General features: G+C 60.5%; 19 protein-coding genes and 1 pseudogene. 15 read left to right on the top strand and 5 right to left on the bottom strand.

Annotation, left to right across the window (positions count from 1 at the left end; all coding sequences use genetic code 11):
* The first annotated feature begins 121 nt into the window (after positions 1-121).
* A complete protein-coding gene (gene ychF, locus ACX80E_RS14225; protein WP_459302670.1) occupies positions 122-1,207 on the top strand; it encodes a redox-regulated ATPase YchF in 1,086 nt (361 codons plus the stop codon).
* A 336-nt stretch (positions 1,208-1,543) separates the two neighbouring features.
* Positions 1,544-2,008 carry an inner membrane protein YiaA gene (yiaA, locus tag ACX80E_RS14220; protein ID WP_459302669.1) on the top strand — a complete coding sequence of 155 codons (465 nt, stop codon included), beginning with the start codon at positions 1,544-1,546 and terminating at the stop codon, positions 2,006-2,008.
* Between the two features lie 74 nt (positions 2,009-2,082).
* Here yiaA and ACX80E_RS14215 read toward each other — a convergent pair whose 3' ends face one another.
* On the bottom strand, positions 2,083-2,208 hold the full coding sequence (locus ACX80E_RS14215) for a hypothetical protein (protein ID WP_459302668.1): 126 nt from the start codon (positions 2,206-2,208) through the stop codon (positions 2,083-2,085).
* Positions 2,209-2,647: 439 nt separating this feature from the next.
* On the opposite strand from ACX80E_RS14215, the gene ACX80E_RS14210 reads away from it, so the two are divergent.
* Positions 2,648-3,214 (top strand): hypothetical protein, encoded by a 567-nt coding sequence (locus ACX80E_RS14210; RefSeq protein WP_459302667.1) that lies wholly within the window; start codon positions 2,648-2,650, stop codon positions 3,212-3,214.
* 77 nt (positions 3,215-3,291) lie between these two features.
* On the opposite strand, the pseudogene ACX80E_RS14205 reads toward ACX80E_RS14210, so the two are convergent.
* The 3 genes and pseudogenes from ACX80E_RS14205 to ACX80E_RS14195 all read right to left on the bottom strand — a co-directional run.
* Positions 3,292-3,774, bottom strand: a pseudogene (locus ACX80E_RS14205) (LLM class flavin-dependent oxidoreductase); the annotation flags it as partial.
* 127 nt (positions 3,775-3,901) lie between these two features.
* On the bottom strand, positions 3,902-4,378 hold the full coding sequence (locus tag ACX80E_RS14200; RefSeq protein WP_459302665.1) for a DUF1877 family protein: 477 nt from the start codon (positions 4,376-4,378) through the stop codon (positions 3,902-3,904).
* A gap of 50 nt (positions 4,379-4,428) precedes the next feature.
* Positions 4,429-4,827: a VOC family protein gene (locus ACX80E_RS14195; RefSeq protein WP_459302664.1), complete on the bottom strand. Its 399-nt coding sequence runs from the start codon at positions 4,825-4,827 to the stop codon at positions 4,429-4,431.
* A 121-nt stretch (positions 4,828-4,948) separates the two neighbouring features.
* Here ACX80E_RS14195 and ACX80E_RS14190 point away from each other — a divergent pair, with 121 nt between their 5' ends.
* The 10 genes from ACX80E_RS14190 to ACX80E_RS14145 all read left to right on the top strand — a co-directional run bounded on the left by ACX80E_RS14190 (position 4,949) and on the right by ACX80E_RS14145 (position 17,829).
* Positions 4,949-5,485: a DinB family protein gene (locus ACX80E_RS14190; protein ID WP_459302662.1), complete on the top strand. Its 537-nt coding sequence runs from the start codon at positions 4,949-4,951 to the stop codon at positions 5,483-5,485.
* 199 nt (positions 5,486-5,684) lie between these two features.
* Complete coding sequence (locus tag ACX80E_RS14185) at positions 5,685-7,475, top strand: ABC transporter family substrate-binding protein (protein WP_459302661.1); 1,791 nt, start codon at positions 5,685-5,687, stop codon at positions 7,473-7,475.
* Positions 7,476-7,524: 49 nt separating this feature from the next.
* Positions 7,525-8,190, top strand: a complete 666-nt coding sequence (locus ACX80E_RS14180; protein ID WP_459302660.1) for a hypothetical protein — start codon at positions 7,525-7,527, stop codon at positions 8,188-8,190.
* 314 nt (positions 8,191-8,504) lie between these two features.
* Positions 8,505-10,421 carry a translational GTPase TypA gene (typA, locus tag ACX80E_RS14175; protein WP_459302659.1) on the top strand — a complete coding sequence of 639 codons (1,917 nt, stop codon included), beginning with the start codon at positions 8,505-8,507 and terminating at the stop codon, positions 10,419-10,421.
* A gap of 359 nt (positions 10,422-10,780) precedes the next feature.
* Entirely contained in the window at positions 10,781-12,415 is a 1,635-nt protein-coding gene (locus ACX80E_RS14170) for a peptide ABC transporter substrate-binding protein (protein ID WP_459302658.1), read from the top strand.
* A 204-nt stretch (positions 12,416-12,619) separates the two neighbouring features.
* Positions 12,620-13,546, top strand: coding sequence for an ABC transporter permease (locus tag ACX80E_RS14165; RefSeq protein ID WP_459302657.1), 927 nt, complete (start codon positions 12,620-12,622; stop codon positions 13,544-13,546).
* On the top strand, positions 13,539-14,552 hold the full coding sequence (locus tag ACX80E_RS14160) for an ABC transporter permease (protein WP_459302656.1): 1,014 nt from the start codon (positions 13,539-13,541) through the stop codon (positions 14,550-14,552). Before ACX80E_RS14165 ends, ACX80E_RS14160 begins: the two co-directional genes overlap by 8 nt.
* 4 nt (positions 14,553-14,556) lie before the next feature.
* Positions 14,557-16,332 (top strand): ABC transporter ATP-binding protein, encoded by a 1,776-nt coding sequence (locus tag ACX80E_RS14155; RefSeq protein ID WP_459302655.1) that lies wholly within the window; start codon positions 14,557-14,559, stop codon positions 16,330-16,332.
* Positions 16,333-16,459: 127 nt separating this feature from the next.
* On the top strand, positions 16,460-17,371 hold the full coding sequence (locus ACX80E_RS14150; protein WP_459302654.1) for a PIG-L family deacetylase: 912 nt from the start codon (positions 16,460-16,462) through the stop codon (positions 17,369-17,371).
* Between the two features lie 188 nt (positions 17,372-17,559).
* Positions 17,560-17,829 carry a hypothetical protein gene (locus tag ACX80E_RS14145; RefSeq protein ID WP_459302653.1) on the top strand — a complete coding sequence of 90 codons (270 nt, stop codon included), beginning with the start codon at positions 17,560-17,562 and terminating at the stop codon, positions 17,827-17,829.
* Between the two features lie 258 nt (positions 17,830-18,087).
* Here ACX80E_RS14145 and ACX80E_RS14140 read toward each other — a convergent pair whose 3' ends face one another.
* On the bottom strand, positions 18,088-18,321 hold the full coding sequence (locus tag ACX80E_RS14140) for a putative acetyltransferase (RefSeq protein ID WP_459302652.1): 234 nt from the start codon (positions 18,319-18,321) through the stop codon (positions 18,088-18,090).
* Between the two features lie 108 nt (positions 18,322-18,429).
* Here ACX80E_RS14140 and fdxA point away from each other — a divergent pair, with 108 nt between their 5' ends.
* A complete protein-coding gene (fdxA, locus tag ACX80E_RS14135; RefSeq protein ID WP_054012064.1) occupies positions 18,430-18,753 on the top strand; it encodes a ferredoxin in 324 nt (107 codons plus the stop codon).
* Positions 18,754-18,763: 10 nt separating this feature from the next.
* Positions 18,764-19,924, top strand: coding sequence for a succinyldiaminopimelate transaminase (gene dapC / locus ACX80E_RS14130; protein WP_459302651.1), 1,161 nt, complete (start codon positions 18,764-18,766; stop codon positions 19,922-19,924).
* Positions 19,925-20,012 lie beyond the last annotated feature (88 nt).

The raw sequence follows: 20,012 nt of genomic DNA, 5'->3' as shown, positions 1-20,012 counted from the left end.
CCCTCCTCCCCCCCCCCCCCCCCCCCCCCCCCCCCCCCCCCCCCCCCCCCCCCCCCCCCCCGGCGTCTGTCGTACGTGCCGCACGTAAGCAGAAATGGGCCCCGGCCGGTAAGCTTGTCCCGTGGCTCTTACTATTGGCATCGTCGGACTGCCCAACGTCGGCAAATCAACCCTTTTCAACGCACTGACACGCAACAACGTGCTCGCAGCGAACTACCCGTTCGCGACCATTGAGCCCAATGTTGGCGTTGTCAGCCTGCCCGATCCCCGCTTGGCAAAGCTCGCGACGATCTTCGGATCCCAGCGGCTGTTGCCCGCAGTGGTGTCCTTCGTGGACATTGCAGGCATCGTCAAGGGCGCCTCGGAAGGTGAAGGCCTTGGCAACAAGTTCCTGGCCAACATCCGCGAGGCTGAGGCCATTGCCCAGGTCATCCGCGTCTTTGATGACCCCGATGTTATCCACGTGGACGGCAAGGTTGATCCCAGCTCCGACATGGAGACCATCAACACCGAGCTGATTCTGGCGGACATGCAGACGGTTGAAAAGGCCATCCCGCGCATTGAAAAAGCTGTCAAGCTCAAGCAGAAGGACGCGGCCGAGCTCAACGCCATTCTGGCCGCCCAGAAGGTTCTAGAACGCGGCGACACCATTTTCTCCTCCGTCAAGAGCGACAAGCTGGAGATGGAACACCTGAAGGAATTGGCGCTGCTCACGGCCAAGCCGTTCATCTACGTGTTCAACGTTGATGACGCAGTGCTGGGCAACCCGGAGCGTCAGGAAGAGCTGCGCGCGCTGGTAACTCCGGCCGACGCGATCTTCTTGGACGCCAAGCTGGAGGCCGACCTCGTTGAACTCGACGAGGAAGAGGCCCGCGAAATGTTGGAGATGAGCGGACAGTCAGAGTCCGGCATGGACCAGTTGGCACGCGTAGGCTTCCACACGCTCGGGCTGCAGACTTACCTCACGGCAGGTCCGAAGGAAACACGCGCCTGGACCATCCCGCAGGGTGCCACTGCACCCCAGGCGGCCGGTGTCATCCACACCGACTTCCAGCGCGGTTTCATCAAGGCGGAAGTTGTCCACTTCGATGACCTCATTGAGGCCGGTTCCATGCACGAGGCCAAGGCCAAGGGCAAGGTCCGCATCGAAGGCAAGGAATACGTCATGCACGACGGTGACGTGGTGGAGTTCCGCTTCAACGTCTAAATCGTTGATTTCTCGAGCTTTTCTGACTGAAAATAACACGAACCACCGTACTATTGGGCAGTTTGTGTTACGTCTGAGTTGTTCCTCGACGTGTTCCAGGATCGCGTGATTGTTCGTTTGAATGCCTGAAGTGTCTCCCTGGAGCCACTCCGCATACTGAGGGCATCAGGATAACCTCTCGACACAAGAGAAGCCCGGCATCTATAACGATGCCGGGCTTCTAGCGTTCCCAGGGTTTTTGAGGACTGGGCCGATACGGCCATTGGACGGTAGATCGCCTATGCTGATACCAAATACAATATTCGATGGAGTAATTAACTTGGTGGGGTAGGAATCATGAGTGCGACGAATCAGCTAGGAAAACCGACAGGTGCTTTTGTGGGGGCTTCCTGGATTTCTTTGGGGCTAGGAATGGGGGTCTACTTCATAGGCCTATGGAACGCGAAAATGGAGCTGAATGAGAAGGGGTTTTATCTCACAGTGTTTCTGTTCGGGCTCTTCGCGGCGGTGTCTCTCCAGAAGGCTGTCCGCGATAAGTCCGAGGAAATCCCCGTGACGGCCATTTACCTCGGGATCGCCTGGTTTGCGCTGCTTGCGTCACTGTTGTTGCTGGCGATAGGTCTCTGGAATGCCGAGTTGCTGTTGAGCGAGAAGGGGTTCTACGGCATCGGTTTCGCCATGAGCTTGTTCGCAGTCGTGGCGGTGCAGAAGAACATCAGGGATCTCGCAGCCCACAAGGCTGTCTACCCTGATCAACATGTACAGGGCAGGCCCAGTTTTCTGGACAAACCAGGGCAGTAAAGAGATCCAGTAACAAAGAAGCCGCAGAGTCCACCTCTGCGGCTTCTTCTGTGTGTCAGGTGAAAATCCGGACTCTAATCTGTAAAGATCTCCTCGGTCCATCGACTGCTGTCGGCTTTGAAGATCAGTGATTCAGGGGAGTTGCTCGCAGCAGCGAAAATATCGTAGTGGGGGGCAATCACCGCGGTGCCAACGCTCACTTTATAGCTACCTTCGTATCTGACTGTGCCCTTGTTTGGGAAAACCTGTGACTGTCGACCCGTTCAATAGATTCGAATCCTGCGGCGCGTAGTGGTTGATCAGCCAGGAGCATGGCTCCATGTTTCCGAGGTTTATTTGGCGACGGAACGCGCTGCGCCTTATGGCGGTGCGTTCCATTGTTTCCTGTGGTCCAAAACCTGTTCGGGCCCCTCTCCAGTCGTGTTTGGGCCTTGTCCGCCACCATTTGACGTACTGGCGTCACCGCTGTGAGGATCAGAAGATGATGAACCCGATGCGCGCGGCGGTTGTATGAGCTTTTACTCGTTCCACCTCGCACACATGCCACTGCTCAGGGCAACGGGCGGGCTTTTGCGGCCGCCAAAGGCCCCCGGCCTGCGCCACATTGAAGTGCTCGCCGGGATGCAGCTGGGGGCAGCCGTGATCTCCCTTCGCCGGATGCAGCTACAGCGAATAGCCGTGTTCGCGGAGTGGGAGGATGAGGCCGCCCTTATTGACTTTCTCGCCCGGCACCCTTTTGGCCGGAAGCTGAACGAGGGCTGGCATGTCAGGCTCAAGTTCTTGCGCCGTTGGGGTGAAGTGCGCGAGCTGGCCGGATTGCCAGATGTGGCCGAGCGCTCAGAACTTGATGAACCTGTGGTTGCCGTGACATTGGCCCGTATGCGTCTGCTCGAACTGCCCCGGTTTATCCACTGGGGCCGCCCCGTCGAACGTCAGATCCGCGACCATCCCGAATCAGCACTCGCCATGGCGGCCATCCGTCTGCCGCGGACAATTTCAACTTTCTCGATTTGGACCAGTACCCGAGCGATGACAGGGATGGTGTTTGGCCGCGATGATGGTGAGGCTGCTCGCCGCCATACTGAAGCCATGTCTGAACGCGACCGCAAAGATTTCCACCACGAATTTACGACGCTGCGCTTCAGGCCATTGTCTGAGCACGGCTCTTGGGAAGGTCGAGCCCACTACGTTCCGTGGCCGGCGTAGAGGCTGCCGCTCTAGGTTAGTGGCACATGTGGCGCATGCCCATGAAGCGCTCGTGCTGGCTGAAAAACTAGCCACTGCTACATCAGCTGCACACTCACGGAAAGTCGGCCAGATCGCTGGTGTCCGGTTGGGGCCCAGCACTTGGCCGGGATCCAGTCGAGGGCCGGGCCCAACTTGGTGGCGATGTCTGTAAGAATCTGCACGTAGTCCTCATGGTGGAAGCTGAAGGGCAGCGCGAACGCCACTTCATCCACCTCCTGGAACCCCGCGTGTGCGTACAGCTGCTCGGCGATCTGCTCGCTGGTGCCGATGAGATCCGGAGCGAACAGTATGCGCTCTGGGCCCTGCGGCGCTTTGGTGCGGCGAGTGCGTTCGTCGACGTATCTCTGGTATTTTTCCCGCTGCTTCGCCGAAGCCGAATCTATCGGAATCACCACCCGTCCTTGGGAGGCCCGGGTCGGCCCATGTGCCTGGGCCGATGCGGTGGCAGCCTCACGGTAGGCGCGGATCTGTGATTGTTGGATGTGGGCAAAATCTGGTTGCTGGTTCTCATCGGGGTACGGCTGATTCTCATGATATGCAGGGGATCGGGTGAGAGTGCCGGGACGTTACCCTCGAAGTCGTTGACGACGAGCAAAGGGGCGTTCGGCTGGCGAATCTGGTGGAGTTTCGGGCATTGCTGTCCCCTCAGCCGATGGAGTAGATCAGCCCGAGGCCTAGCCCAGCAAGTTGTGCCGTGAATTTCCTCGCCGCCTCCAGGTAGGACTTCACATACTCACGCCTACCGTCCATGATCGCCGCCCAGTCGGGGGACTCGCGCGGCAGGCGGAGCTGATAGAGCACACCTAAGTCGACCAAGGCCAGGTCCTCGGCCACCCTGCGGACTTGTCCGGCGGACAGTACCCGGTCAAAGGGAATCCACCCGCAGTCGGTCATTTCCACATCGCCACTGACGAGCTCATACGAGGCCCTGGGCGGCTCCGATTCACCCAACAGCCACTGCAAGTCCCGCCAGGCCTTGTCCAGATAGAGACCCTCGGGCCGGTCCGGAGGATCGGACCAGGAAGCCCAAAAGTGGCGGTCGGACAGGAACGCCCGTGGATTGATGCGTGCAATGTTGACCATTTGAGCCGGCACCGGAAGCGCAAAGTATCTGATTCCCATGAACCAATTCTTCCAGCGATCCGGATTTCGTGCCGAAGGTTATCCACAGGCTATTGTGCGGCAAGTTCCGCGTCCGTCAGAGTTCGCAGCACGCAGAACTCATTGCCTTCCGGGTCTGCCATGACCACCCACGTGACGTCGGCGCCCTGTCCAATATCAACTGTTCTGGCGCCCAGCGCCTCCAGTCGGGCCACCTCGGCGGCCTGGTTGTCCGGGCGTAGGTCAAGGTGCAGTCGGTTCTTGACGGACTTGGTCTCGGGCACGCGCAGAAACAAAATGTCAGGAAGGACGCCGGCTTCTGGGCTGCCAACGGGCGGTTGCAGGGCCACCTCGTCGCCGTCATCATCGTCATCTTCGACGATCCGCCAGCCCAGCGCCTCCGCCCAGAACTGTGCGGTTTCAGCCGGTCTTGTTGAGTCAATGGAGAAGTTTTCAATTCGTGAACTCATTCGGCCATTCTGCCGTCCCCTGCCTGTCTTGGCCAGTGCTTGCCAGCGGATCCGGGTCCAATAGCGTAAATCGCCACAACAGCATCTCCCCGTTCGGCCCGGGGTGTGGAAAAGTTGAGCCATGGACATCGCCGAGGAACGCACACCGGAACTGCCGGACACCAGAACAGGCCCGCCGTTCATGGCAGGGGAGCGGGAGTCCCTCGAGGCCTGGCTGGAGTTCTACCGTTCCACGTTGCCAATCAAGGTCGGTGGCCTGACGGCGAGCCAGCTGTGCCGGGCAGCCGTGCCGCCGTCGAGCATGACGATCGCCGGGATAGTTCGCCACCTGACCGATGTGGAACGGTACTGGTTTTCCAATGTGGTGGCCGGAAGCGCGCAAACTGCCCGCTACAAGGCTGTGGACCCCGACGCCGACTTCAACGGCTACACCGAAGCGGCGGCACTTGCCGATGTGGCAGCCTACACGGAGGAACTCACCAATGTCCGGGCGCTGGCCACCGCCGTCATTGACCTCGAGGCGCCTCTGCCCGCGCGTCGGCACGGACAGCAGCTGAACCTGCGCTGGGTCTACACTCACATGATCGAGGAGTATGCCCGCCACCTGGGGCATGTGGACCTGCTGCGCGAATGTCTTGACGGCGGCACGGGCTACTGATTCTCACCCCGGGCGCCTGCACAAGCCGACGGCGCCCCGCCATGAGCCAATGCTCACATTTATCCGATAGTTCAGGTCAATCCTCAGGCCACGCACAAGGCGCTGCGGTACTGTAACAAACAGGATTGATCTCGGGACTGGCGCGCCGCCACTGATTTCCCGTAGAGCCCATTTTTGAAGCGAAGAACCTGGAGGTGGAATGCGGCCCGGACGCATTTCCAAAGTACTGGCTACGGCCGCGGCACTTGCGTTGTCCTTGGCGGCATGCACTGGCACGCCGCCAGAGCCCAACGAGACCACGGCATCCCCAACAGCAACTGTTGGTGGGAATGCCACTGTTCTTGAGGGCTCCCCCTTCACCTCGTTCAACGCCACCAGCGTCGCAGGCAGCACCCTGACAAACACCCGGATTGCCGCTGCCACACACTCAGGATTCAACTCCGTGGGCAGTGATCTGAAGGTCATCAAGAATGAGCAGTTTGGCAAGTATGAGAAGGTCAAGGACAATCCGCTGACCATCAAATACACCATCAAAACCGGCGTTCAATGGTCTGACGGTGCCCCGGTAACTGCTCATGACCTGCTTCTGCAGTGGGCGGCGGCGTCGGGGTACTTCAACGACGCCACCTTGAATAAGGACTTCGCCGTAACGGCGGGGACGGCGTATTTCCATGCCGCCGGTGACGCTACCGGTCTGGCCAAGACGGAGCTTCCTGTCATCGGCGACGATGGACTGTCACTGACCCTGACCTACACCACACCGTTTTCAGACTGGGAAACGGCCCTCGGATCCACTGTTGGCGTACCGGCCCACATTGTGGCAGTCCGTTCGGGGCTGAAAGACGCCGAGGCACTAAGTGCTCTGCTGCAGGCCGCGCCGAAGGGCGACCCCGCAAAACCCGTCCCGGCCGACCCCGCCCTGCGCAAGGTAGCAGATTTTTGGAACACAGGCTTTGACAGCAAAACCATGCCTGATCCCACATTGGCGCTATCCAACGGGCCGTACCTGGTCAAGGGCATCACTGCGGATAAGGAACTGGTCCTCACCCGCAACGCAGACTACGCGTGGGGGACTGTGCCCAAGCTGGACACCGTGACCGTTAACTATGAAAACGATTCTGACAAGCAGATAGCCGCGCTTAAGGCAGGGACTGCCGATGTGGTTTCTCCCGCCGTGAGCGAGGAACGGCTCAGCACCCTGACGGCCTTGAACTCTGCCGGGGTGCAAATTCAGCAAGGGCTAGGACTGGGTTTTGACCAGCTGGTGTTGAATTTCAAGGGTGTTCTATCGCCACCAGATTTGCGCACGGCATTCCTACACACGGTGCCGCGCCAGGAGATTGTGAATCAAGTGGCCAAGCCGCTTGACGCCAACGCTGAGGTGTTGAATTCACTTGTGTTCAACCCTGCACAGGTTCCTTACAAGGAATCTGTTGGCAGCAATGGCACCAAGGATTTTGCCTCCGTGGATGTGGCTACGGCCAAGGATCTTCTGGCAGGTGCCAAACCCACAGTGCGCATCCTGTACAACAAGGACGATCCTGACCGCGTCAAGGAGTACTCCTTGATTGCAGCTTCAGCCAAGCTGGCGGGATTCAGTGTTACCGATGCTGGCAAAGACTCCAAGCAGTGGCTTGCTGCCCTGAAAGACGGCGCCTTCGATGTGGCCCTTTACGGGTGGACCAGCAACCCCACCGGTTCTGTCCAGGTGCCTCAGGTCTTTAGGACCGGAGCAGTCTCCAACCTCAATAACTTCTCGAACACTGTGGTCGACCAACTTTCCGAGCAGCTTGCGGTGAACCCGGATGACGCCAAACAAAATGCGTTGAAAATGCAGATCGACAAGCTAGCGACTGAGGCAGCCTACGGCCTACCCCTCTTCCAACGCACCGCCCTGAGCGCCACGGGAAAGCACGTCTCAGGGGTGGCGTATTCGCCATTGGCGATTGGCCCCTGGCAAAGCATTGCCGAATGGTCGTACATCAAGTAGCTCGGCTACCGCAGAGCCCGGCTCAGCAGCGCCAAGGAAAGCAGAGTCCATGAACGCCGAAACAATCCCCGATAGCGCCTTGCGCGTCACCAGCCACGAAGTCCTGGCCTTGCTTTCCTTTGGTCCGGGGCCCAGTGCCGAATTGAGCCGCAAGGTCCTGGTTCTGGCCGAGCAGCCCGAGGACAGCGACTTGGTCCGTGCAGGTTTGGCGACTCTGCACGTGCGTGACATGGCAGAAGCTGACGGCGCGGGCATCCACCTGCGCGACGGCTCCCTTGTCCTCTCAGTTATTCTCTCCACAGCCACAGAGTGGTTCGAGGCCACACGCTATGGCGCCACCTCGTCATTGCCCGCCTACGTTGTCAGCTCGCCCCATGGCAAGGCAGCAATCCTGTTGCGGCCGCTGAGCCAGTACTTGTGTCTGCCGCTGCGCGCGGACATGGGCATCAGCGATTTTCTTGAGCAAACCGTGAACGGTCTAGCTGCCGAAGCGCACAGCATGGACGGCGGGCTGGTCACTGTGCGCCACCATCAACTGGATGAGGACACTGCCGTAGCCAACGTGAAGGTCAACGCCGATGGCTCACGTCAGCTGGCAGCCTTGCCCCTGCAGGCGGACGGCCAGCTAACCCTCACCACCCTTGAGGACACCCAGGATGCTGGCGCCTGCGTCAGCGCAGCATTCCGCGGCATCCCGCGTGCGTTCAAGAAATAGGGTCCGCTTTTACTCAAAAGCCGCAGCTGAGCTGCGCGGTGACCACAGCGTTGGGTGAGTTTCATCACTCAAGGCGGCGTTCGCCGTCGTACTTTTCTGGCGTAAATCCGCAGTGAATCAGTTGCTGGCAGGGAGCAAGCAGCCAATCACGGGAAAAAATGCGTCCAACATGAGATACAGTGACTAGGCCGTATTTGTCAGTGCGACTAGAATGGTGTTATCTGCCGATTCTTCACGGCCAACCATCAATGTGACTTTCTGCTTTAGCCCCTTCCGGGCCTGCAGCCGGGCCCAACTGAAACGAGTCTTAACGCATGAATGACACTTCTCTGAACACTGCTTCGCGCACTGACCTGCGCAATGTCGCCATTGTGGCGCACGTTGACCACGGTAAGACCACCTTGGTTGACGCCATGCTCAAGCAGACGCACTCCTTTGCCGATCACGGCGTCGTTGCAGAGCGTGTCATGGACTCCGGTGACCTTGAGCGCGAAAAGGGCATCACCATTTTGGCCAAGAACACCACTGTGGCCTACAACGGTCCTTCCGCTGACGGCCAGGTCATGACCATCAACGTCATCGACACCCCCGGCCACGCTGACTTCGGTGGCGAGGTTGAGCGCGGTCTGTCAATGGTTGACGGCGTTGTGCTCCTCGTTGACGCTTCCGAGGGCCCCCTGCCCCAGACCCGCTTTGTGCTGCGTAAGGCACTCGCCGCAAAGCTCCCGGTCATCCTTTTGGTCAACAAGACCGACCGCCCCGATGCTCGCATCGACGAGGTCGTTGCCGAGTCCATGGACCTGCTCCTGGGTCTGGCCTCCGACATGGCTGACGAAGTTCCGGACTTGGACCTCGACGCCGTTCTGAACGTTCCGGTTGTTTACGCATCCGGCAAGTTGGGCCGCGCCTCCACCGTGCAGCCCGAGAACGGCACGGCACCGGACAATGAGGACCTTGAACCCCTGTTCAAGACCATCATTGACCACATTCCGGCCCCGAAGTACAACCCGGAAGGTGTCCTGCAGGCGCACGTCACCAACTTGGACGCTTCCCCGTTCCTGGGCCGTTTGGCTCTGCTGCGTATCTTCAACGGCACCCTGCGCAAGGGCCAGACCGTTGCGTGGTGCCGCGCTGATGGCACCGTCAAGCCTGTCAAGATCACCGAACTGCTGGCTACCCAGGCTCTGACCCGTGTTCCGGCCGAGTCCGCTGGCCCCGGCGAAATTGTTGCTGTTGCCGGTATCGAGGACATCACCATTGGTGAGACTCTGACCGACTTGGAAAACCCGCAGCCGCTGCCGCTGATCACCGTTGACCCGCCGGCCATCTCCATGACCATCGGTATCAACACCTCGCCGATCGCCGGCCGCGTCAAGGGCCACAAGGTCACCGCACGCCAGGTCAAGGATCGTCTGGACAAGGAACTCGTCGGTAACGTTTCCTTGAACGTTCTCCCCACCGAGCGTCCCGACGCTTGGGAAGTTCAGGGCCGTGGCGAATTGGCTCTGTCCATCCTCGTTGAGCAGATGCGTCGCGAAGGCTTCGAGCTGACAGTTGGCAAGCCGCAGGTTGTGACCAAGCAGATCGACGGCAAGACCCACGAGCCGATGGAACACATGACCATCGACGTACCCGAGGAATACTTGGGCTCCGTGACTCAGTTGATGGCTGCCCGTAAGGGCCGCATGACCAACATGGCCAACCACGGCACCGGCTGGTGCCGTATGGAATTCATCGTTCCGGCCCGTGGCCTGATCGGTTTCCGCACCCGCTTCATGACCGACACCCGCGGCGCCGGTATCGCAGCCTCCATCTCCGAAGGCTACGAGCCGTGGGCCGGCCCCATCGAGTACCGCACTAACGGTTCGATCGTGGCTGACCGCTCTGGCGTGGTCACCCCGTTCGCGATGATCAAGCTCCAGGAACGCATGAACTTCTTCGTGCAGCCCACCTCCGAGGTATACGAGGGCATGATCGTTGGCGAGAACTCACGCGCCGATGACATGGATGTAAACATCACCAGGGAAAAGCAGCTCACCAACATGCGTGCAGCTTCCTCGGACACCTTCGAGAACATGACCCCGCCGCGCAACCTGACTCTGGAAGAGTCCTTGGAATTTGCTCGCGAAGACGAGTGCGTTGAGGTTACCCCGGAGTCGGTTCGCATCCGCAAGCTGATCCTGGACGCTTCCGAGCGCGCCAAGGCCGCCCGCTCGCGCGCGAAGAACTAGTCCCCAACCCCTCCCCAGGAAATCGCTGACGCGATTTCTGGGGCCCCTCGGGGTTGTGGGCCCATCCAACCCCTCCCCAGGAAATCGCTGACGCGATTTTTGGGGCCCCTCGGGGTTGTGGGCCCATCCACGCTTGCAAAACAGCCCGTCCCAGCACATGCTGGGGCGGGCTGTTGACGTTTAAGGTTTCATCTCGGTAAAGATCTGCCCCGATTGTGAGCTGGATTACTCGTCGGTAGTTTTTTGCCGATAGCCTTGAGGAGTATGAGGTGGAACACTACCGGGGTCAATGACGAGCCCGGTTGACTAGCAACACTCTTGTTTCTTCTCGAAACCATTAAAAAAATCAAGGAGGCGGAATGCGTTTCTCACGCACTTCCAAGGCATTGGGTCTGGCAGCAGTCGTTGCTATGTCCCTGTCAGCATGCGGTGGCGGCACGGACAGCGGCAACACCGCAACCGGCGACACCACCAAGGTCATCACAGCCAATAACACGGAACCGGAAAATGGCCTGTTGCCCGCCAACACCAATGAAGTTGGTGGCGGCAAGGTCATGGACCTGATCTTCACCGGCCTGGTCAGCTATGACGTTACCGGCAGGACCGTCAACGAATTGGCGGAATCGATCGAGACCAAGGATTCCCAGAATTACACCATCAAGGTCAAGAGCGGCGAGACGTTCGCTGACGGAACCCCCGTCACTGCCAAGAGTTTCGTGGATGCCTGGAACTTTGGTGCTGCAGCCAAAAACAAGCAGCTAAACAGCTACTTCTTCGAGTCCATCAAGGGCTACGACAAGGTTTCCGCGGAGGGCGCCACCGTGGACACCATGGAAGGCCTGAAGGTTGTCGATGACACCACCTTCACCGTTGAGCTGGGCCAGGCCGAGTCTGACTTCCCGCTGCGCCTTGGCTACACGGCATTCTTCCCGCTGCCGGAGTCCGCCTTTGCGGACCCAAAGGCATTCGGCCAGAACCCGGTCGGCAACGGCCCGTACAAGTTGGCAGCCGACGGCTGGAAGCATGACGTTTCCATTGAGTTGGTGCCCAATGACAAGTACAACGGACCGCGCAAGGCCAAGAACGGCGGCGTGACCTTCACCATCTTCACCAGCACAGACGCAGCCTACACGAGTGTGCAATCGGACACTCTGGACGTTTTGTCGGATATGCCGCCGAGCGGCCTGCAGAACTTCACAACGGACTTTGAGGGCCGCAACGTCAACCAGCCCTATGCCGGCAATGCCAACATGACCATCCCGAGCTACCTGCCCGAGTTCAAGGGCGAGGCCGGAACCATGCGCCGTCAGGCCATCTCCATGGCGATTGACCGCCAGCAGATTATCGACAAGATCTTCTACGGTAACAAGAAGGTGGCAACGGAATTCACTTCCCCGGTGCTTGATGGCTATGAGGCGGCACTGCCCGGCAGTGAGGTCCTGAAGTTCGACGCCGCCAAGGCGAAGGACCTCTGGGCCAAGGCCGAGGCGATCAGCCCCTGGCCGGCAGGGAAGGTCTTCACCGTCACCTCCAACCTTGATGGTCCCGGCAACAAGGAATACATCACGGCCATGGCCAACCAGATTTCCACCAACTTGGGGATCAAGGCCGAGCTGAGCCCTGTGACCTCGTTCAAGGAAATGCGCGCCCTGGTCAACAAGAAGGAGCTGACAGGTGCCTCACGCGCCGGCTGGCAGGCAGATTACCCGTCGCTGTACAACTTCCTGGGCCCTCTGTTCGGCACCGGTGCAGGTTCCAATGACGGCAACTACTCCAACCCCGCCTTTGACGCAAAGTTGAAGGAAGGACTGTCTGCCACCAGCGTTGAAGCAGGCAACAAGCTCTTCAATGAATCCCAGGAAATCCTGTTCAAGGACATGCCAGCCGTGCCCCTGTGGTACCAGGCAGTCCAGGGTGTATGGAGCAACAACGTCAACACAGTGGAATTCGCCTGGAACGGTGTTCCGTTGTACCACGCAATTACCGCGAAGTAAGTTTTTTACTTCCGTGGCTGTAAAGGGGGACCCGGCCCTGGGGGCCGGGTCCCCCTTTACTGCCCCCAATGACACACATATGTGTTACTTTCCGTACAGCAGCTTGCGCGCGATCCGCTGAAGGCTGCCCTGTACCGTCAACTAATGAACAGGTAATTTCATGAACGATTTGCGATTGGGAACCCGGGGAGTGGTGGTGCCGTAATGGTCATGTTTACGCTCCGCCGTTTCCTGCAGCTGATTCCCGTCTTCTTCGGGGCCACGCTGCTTGTCTATTTCCTTGTCTTCGCTACCCCCGGAGATCCCATTGCCGCCCTATCCGGCGGCAAGCCGATGGCGCCCGCCGTCGAAGCCGCCCTGAGGGCCCAATATAATCTGGACCAGCCCTTTTGGGTGCAATATTTCCTGTATTTGAAGAACCTTGTCACCTTGAACCTTGGCCAAACCTTCTCGGGCCAGGAAGTCGCGGACGTCATTGGCCGCGCCTACCCCGTCACCGCCCGCCTGGCCATCATGGCGCTGGCGTTTGAAGCCTTTTTTGGTGTGCTCTTCGGCGTCATTGCCGGCCTGCGCAAGGGCAAGCTGTTTGACAGCACTGTACTGGTAGCTTCACTCGTAGTCATCGCAGTCCCCACCTTCGTCCTGGGCTTTGTGCTCCAGCTGGTGGTTGGCGTCAAGCTGGGCTGGGCCCGTCCCACCGTCAGCGGTGGCGCACCGTGGAATGAACTCGTCTTGCCGGCGTTGGTCCTGGGGCTCGTGTCCCTTGCCTACGTGATCCGGCTGACCCGGGCATCCATCAGCGAGAACATGAATGCCGACTACGTCCGCACGGCAACGGCCAAGGGGCTGAGCCGGCGCCGCGTGGTGGTTGTCCATATTCTGCGCAACTCGCTGATCCCCGTGGTGACGTTCCTGGGCGCCGACCTTGGTGCGCTCATGGGCGGGGCCATTGTCACCGAGGGAATCTTCAACGTCCCCGGCGTTGGCAACCTGCTTTTCCAGGCCATCAAAAAGGGCGAGAGCGCCACTGTGGTGGCCGTTGTCAGCATCTTGGTCATTGTGTTTGTTGTGGCCAACCTCGTTGTGGACCTTTTGTACGCATGGCTCGACCCAAGGATTCGCTATGTCTGAGAACCTGACACCTGAAAAAGAACCTGCCGCCCGGGCAACCCCCGCGAGCCGGCAAGGAAAAACGTCCACCCGTTTCATTGAGCACTTTGTGGCGCCGCTGGAGGAAACCCCGCTGGCCGCCGTTGACAAGGTCGACGAGACGGCAGCACCGTTGAGTCTCTGGGCCGATGCATGGCGCAATCTGCGCAAGCAGCCGCTGTTCATCATTTCGGCACTGCTGATCGTCTTGGTTGTGGTCGTGGCCGTGATGCCGCAGTGGTTTGCCAGCGTCAATCCCACCAGTTGCACACTTGATGACTCAGCCGCGGGCGCCCGTGCCGGGCATCCGCTCGGGTTCACCTTGCAAGGCTGTGATGTTTACTCACGCATGATCTATGGCACGCGTGCCTCGCTCATGGTGGGCATCTTCACCACCATCGGTGTGCTGGTCATTGGCGGCGTCATGGGGGCTCTTGCTGGCTTCTACGGCGGATGGCTCGATGCCATCCTGGCCCGTCTCGGGGATATCTTCTTCGCCTTGCCCCTGATCCTTGGTGCCATTGTCATCAACCAGCTCCCCGCCTTCCGCGACAACAGGAGTGTCTGGACAGTGGTGGTGGCCCTGGTGGCCTTTGGTTGGCCGCAGATTGCCCGCATCACCCGAGGTGCCGTCCTTGCGAACCGTAACGCCGACTTCGTCACAGCATCCATGGCGCTTGGCCTGACTCCCTTCCGGGCGTTGGTCAAACACGTGCTCCCGAACTCGCTGGCACCGGTGATTGTTGTTGCGAGCATCTCCCTGGGTACCTTCATTGTGGCCGAGGCGACACTGTCCTTCCTGGGCCTTGGCTTGCCACAGTCAGTCATGTCCTGGGGCAATGACATTTCGGCTGCGCAGCCGCAGGTACGTAACAACCCCGGGGTGCTGTTGTGGCCCGCCGTGGCGTTGTCCATCACGGTGTTGAGCTTCATTATGCTCGGGGATGCCCTCCGCGATGCCCTGGATCCCAAAGCAAGGAAGCGGTGACGGCATGTCAGTTAATGGAAAAGGTACGCCCGTGAAATCCTCGTCTGCCCGCAACGACGATGCGCCGCTTCTTGAAATACGGGATCTGGCCATCACCTTTGACACGCAGAATGGGCCCGTCAATGCCGTGCGCAATGCACACCTGACCATCATGCCCGGTGAGACCGTAGCTATCGTGGGGGAGTCCGGTTCGGGCAAGTCCACCACGGCGCTGGCAGCGATCGGGCTGTTGCCTAGCAACGGCCGGGTCAGTGGCGGGCAGATCATTTTCGACGGTGAGGACATCACCAACGTCAGTGAAAAGCGCATCATTGAACTGCGAGGCAACTCCATTGGCATGGTCCCCCAGGACCCGATGTCGAACCTGAACCCGGTCTGGAAGATTGGTTTTCAGGTCAAGGAGACGCTGCGGTCCAACGGGCTCGACGACGGCAATGCCAAGGAGCGCGTGGCGGAAGTCCTCGCCGAGGCCGGTTTGCCGGATGCGGCCGCCCGAGCCAAACAGTACCCGCACGAGTTCTCCGGTGGTATGCGCCAACGAGCGTTGATAGCCATTGGCTTGGCCTGCCGGCCGCGCCTGCTCATTGCCGATGAGCCCACATCGGCCTTGGATGTGACGGTCCAGCGCCAAATCCTGGACCATCTGGACCGGATGACCACGGAACTGGGCACGGCCGTGCTACTCATCACCCACGACCTTGGCCTTGCCGCCGAGCGGGCGGAAAAAGTTGTCGTCATGTACAAGGGGCAGGTGGTTGAGTCGGGTCCGGCACTGGAAATCCTGCGCAACCCGAAGCACCCGTACACGCAGCGACTGGTCAACTCGGCCCCGTCATTGTCCTCGCGCCGCCTGCAGTCGCAAAAAGCCAAGGACGTGCTGGCCGCGGCCGTGGAGGGTATCGAAGCTGTGACTCCCGACGTGCCGGACGCCCAGGTCAAAGCCAGCCACGCAGCCCACGCGGCTGGGGCCCGCAAGCCTGCGGCCAAGGGCGACACCATTCTGGAGATTAAAAACCTCACCAAGGAATTCAAACTCCGTGGCGCGTTGGGCAAGTCCACGCACTTCAAGGCTGTTGACGATGTCTCCTTCACCGTCAAGCGCGGCAGCACCATGGCCATTGTGGGCGAGTCCGGATCGGGCAAGTCCACCGTGGCACAGATGGCGTTGAGCCTGTTGGCGCCCACCGAGGGAAGCATCCTCTTTGACGGTGTCGAGGTGAATTCGCTCAAAGGCAAGCAGCTCTTTGATTTTCGCCGGCGGGTGCAGCCCATCTTCCAGGATCCCTACGGTTCATTGGACCCGATGCTCAACATCTACCGGACCATTGAAGAGCCGTTGAAGATCCACAAGATCGGCAATGCCAAGTCTCGCGAGAAGAAGGTTCGGGAACTGTTGGACCAGGTTTCCATGCCTGCGGCCACCATGCACCGCTTCCCCAACGAGCTCTCCGGCGGCCAGCGCCAGCGCATTGCCATTGCGCGGGCCCTGGCGTTGAACCCTGACGTCATTATTTGTGACGAGGCCGTCTCTGCGCTGGATGTTTTGGTGCAGGCGCAGGTGCTGAATCTGCTCAACGAACTGCAGGAGGACCTGGGCCTGACGTACCTGTTCATTACCCACGACCTGGCAGTGGTTCGCCAGATCGCTGACCAGGTGTGTGTCATGCAAAACGGCCGGATTGTGGAATCCGCGTCCACGGATGAGGTCTTCAACAACCCGCAGCAGAAGTACACGCAGGACCTGCTCAACGCCATTCCCGGAGCCACACTCCTGGTTTAGTCTTGGCAACGAAGCCGGCGCACCCGTGGTTTTCCCCGGGTGCGCCGGCTTTTTCGCGCCTCAGCGACTGCAGGTGCGGCGCGCAGGCATTGGGTCTGCGCTGCGCCCAGCGAGTAGATTGGTGGGCATGGAGAACAACGCCGCCACTAGTCTCGCGCACCTATTGCCCGGTGTGGGCCCCTCGACAACCGCCCTATTTGTACACGCGCACCCGGACGACGAAACCATTGTCACAGGCGCCACCATGGCGGCCTCTGCCGCAGCCGGCGCCCGCGTGGTTCTCCTGACATGCACGCGCGGGGAACTCGGTGAAGTCATTCCGCCGGATCTGGCGCACCTTGAAGTGAAGGCGACCGACATTGCCGCCGGCCCGCACGACGCCGGTCACAGCAGTAGCGCTTCAGCCCCGGACGGCACGGGGCTGGCTGCGGAACGTGAACGCGAACTGGCCGCCGCGTTGCGTGCCCTGGGCGTTCGAGACCATATTTGGCTGGGTCAGGGCCTCACCGCTCCAGCGAGCGGACCGGTGGTCTTCCGCGACTCGGGCATGCAGTGGGGCCACGATGGCAGGGCCACGGCCGCCGCAACCGTGCTGCCGGGTTCCTTCGCCAAGGCGCCTCTTGCAGAGTCGGCCGACCTGTTGGCGACAGCCATCCGTTCCCTGCAGCCAACTGTTGTTGTTACCTACGCGGCCGACGGCGGCTATGGGCACCCGGATCATGTGCGCGCCCATGACCTCACCATGGCTGCCTTGCACCTCGCTGCGACGCCGTCGTCGACGGATCCCGGCTGGGTGGTGCCGGCAATCTATGCCATTGTCAGTGACCGTCCGGAGCGCCCGTTGGAAGAGGGCATGCCCCGGCTTGTTGTCCGCGGCGAGCTGGCCGCCAAGATTGCAGCCATGCGGGCGCACAGGACACAGATCACTGTGGCGGGGGAACGCTTTGCACTGTCCGATGGTGTGTGGCGGGACATCTCGGCCGTGGAAGAGTTCGTCGCTGTTGACCCGGCCGTGGTCTACGGGGCGCAGACAGCATGACCGGACCGTTGGAAGGCCACAACCCGCGGCCACAGGCAACGACGGGCGGGCCAACAGCTAGGGCGGGAAAGTCCCGTCTCGCGCTACCCCAACCGCGCCGGTGGGCTGTCCTGGCGGCAGCTGCCGGGGCCGGCGTTGGCAGTGGATTATTGGGTACCTCATTGCACGGTCACGTGTGGCACCTCGGTGTGGCTGCCATACCAATTGGCGCGGCGTTAGCATTGCTGCTTTTGGCGGCGGTGAGCCTGTTCGTGGGGCTGTGGAGTAAAAGCTCCTGGGTTGTGGTGCTCTGCGGCGGTGCGGCCTACCTCACGGCCGGGCTGTTGTCCATGCAGCTAGGTTCCTTCGGCATGATCACGGACAACCTCCAGGGCCGTGTCTGGCTCTACGGCATAGCCTTGGTGACACCTGGTGTGGCCTTGCTCGTCTGGCGGCTGCTGCTGCGCCCCAACAAGTAACCCCCAAGACGCTATCGCAGCAATGGCGTGCTTTTCCCAGACGCTATCGCAATTGTGGGAACGGAGTCAGTGGATTTTGCAGGCAGGTGGCTATGCGAGCTGAGCCTATCGCCATGGCGGTGCGCGACAATGTGCAGTGAGATAGCGTGGTCCAAAAACTAGCCATTGCTGCGATAGCGTCGGGAGGCGGAGGCGCGGGCGTGGGCGGAGGCGGAGCGTGCAGCCGCGGCAGCCGCCTAACCACCACTTGCCCCGCAGCTAGTGTTGAACGCGGCGTTCGCGCCGTGGCGGCGGCGGGGGAACAGCCTTGGCCAGCTGGACGTCGTCGAACTTTATGGCAACGGGTCCGGTGCGGGTGGAGATGGTGCAGCTGGCATCGTCACGGGCGACAAGATCGCCCAAAGCGTCAGTGAGTCCGGCGTCGATCCTGTAGCGAATGACCACGCGCGTGCCCAGAGGAAACCGGGCTAGGCGCTCAAGTGCAGTGTTCACCTCTTCATACTAAGTCTCGTTGAGGTGCGGGCGCGGCGGTGGTGGGGGATAATGAATGAATCGGTGCTTTTTGTGCCGCTAATTAGACTTTTGAGGAAGGTTGGGGACGTGACGTACGTAATTGCGCAGCCATGCGTGGATGTCAAGGACAAGGCATGTGTTGAGGAATGCCCTGTTGACTGTATCTACGAAGGCGAACGCTCGCTCTACATCCACCCCGACGAATGCGTTGACTGTGGTGCCTGTGAACCTGTGTGCCCCGTGGAGGCCATCTACTACGAGGATGACACCCCGGATGAGTGGGCCGAGTACTACAAGGCCAATGTCGAATTCTTCGACGTTTTGGGATCCCCCGGCGGTGCGGCCAAGATTGGCAACACGCACACCGACCACCCGTTCGTTGCGGCCCTGCCGCCACAGAACCAGGACTGATCGCCCACACATGACTCCGGCTCCGCAGCAAACACCCAACAACTTTGGCCTGAATCTTCCTGAATACCCGTGGGATGCCATGGCGCCCTATCAGGTAACGGCGGCCAAACACCCGCACGGTGTGGTGAATCTTTCCATCGGCACCCCAGTGGACCCCACCCCGGCCCTGATCCAGGACGCTCTCAAGGCGGCCGCGGATGCGCCGGGATATCCCACCACGCACGGCACGCTGGCCCTGCGCCAGGCCATTGTTGACTGGTTTGCGCGCCGCCGAAACGTGGCAGGTCTTGACCCGGCCGACGTCATGCCCACCGTTGGTTCGAAGGAATTGGTGGCTTGGCTGCCGCTGTTGCTGGGCCTTGGTACCGGCGACGTGGTGGTGCGCCCCAAGGTGGCATACCCCACCTATGACATGGGTGCCGTGTTTGCCGGGGCCACGGCGGTTGCCGCCGATTCCCTGACCGAGCTCGACGCCGAAACCCTCGCCAAGGTGCGCCTGGTGTGGGTCAACTCCCCGGGCAACCCCACGGGCATTGTGCGGGGCGTGGCCGAGCTGAAGGCGCTTGTGGAGCAGGCCCGGGCTATTGGCGCCGTGGTGGCCTCCGATGAATGCTACGGCGAGCTTGGCTGGGGTGCGTGGGACACCGAAAATGGCGGCGAGGCTGTTCCCAGCGTCCTGGACGCCCGCGTTTCCGGCGGTTCCAATGACGGCCTGCTGGCTGTCTACTCCCTGAGTAAGCAGTCAAATGTGGCCGGCTACCGGGCCGCTTTTGTGGCTGGCGACAGCGCCCTCATGGCCAACGTGATCAACAGCCGCAAACACGCCGGCATGATTGTGCCCTACCCGGTCCAGGAAGCCATGCGTGTTGCCTTGGGCAATGACCAGCATGTGAAGGATCAGAAGGCTCTATACCGTCGGCGCCGTGAGCAGCTGGTGGGCGCCCTGGAAGCCTTCGGGCTGACCATCCACCATTCGGAGGCCGGCCTGTACCTGTGGTGCACGGCAGGCGAGGACACGTGGACAACCATTGGACGGCTGGCTGAGCTGGGTATTTTGGCCGGACCCGGGACCTTCTATGGTGAGGCCGGCCATGGTTTTGTCCGGGTAGCTCTCACCGGCAGTGACGAACGCATTGCCGCCGCCGTGAGTCGACTCGGCGCAAAATCATAGCTTTTTTGCGCAAAATACCCGCATTTTGGGCTCAGGATTAGTCTTGGAGGCCCTTGAAGCGGTAGTTTCATAGTTAGCCGTCATAGGC

The organism is Arthrobacter sp. TMN-49, from assembly GCF_054511095.1.
The sequence above is the reverse complement of the archived record's forward strand: the minus strand, read 5'-3'. Positions and strand labels throughout refer to the sequence as shown.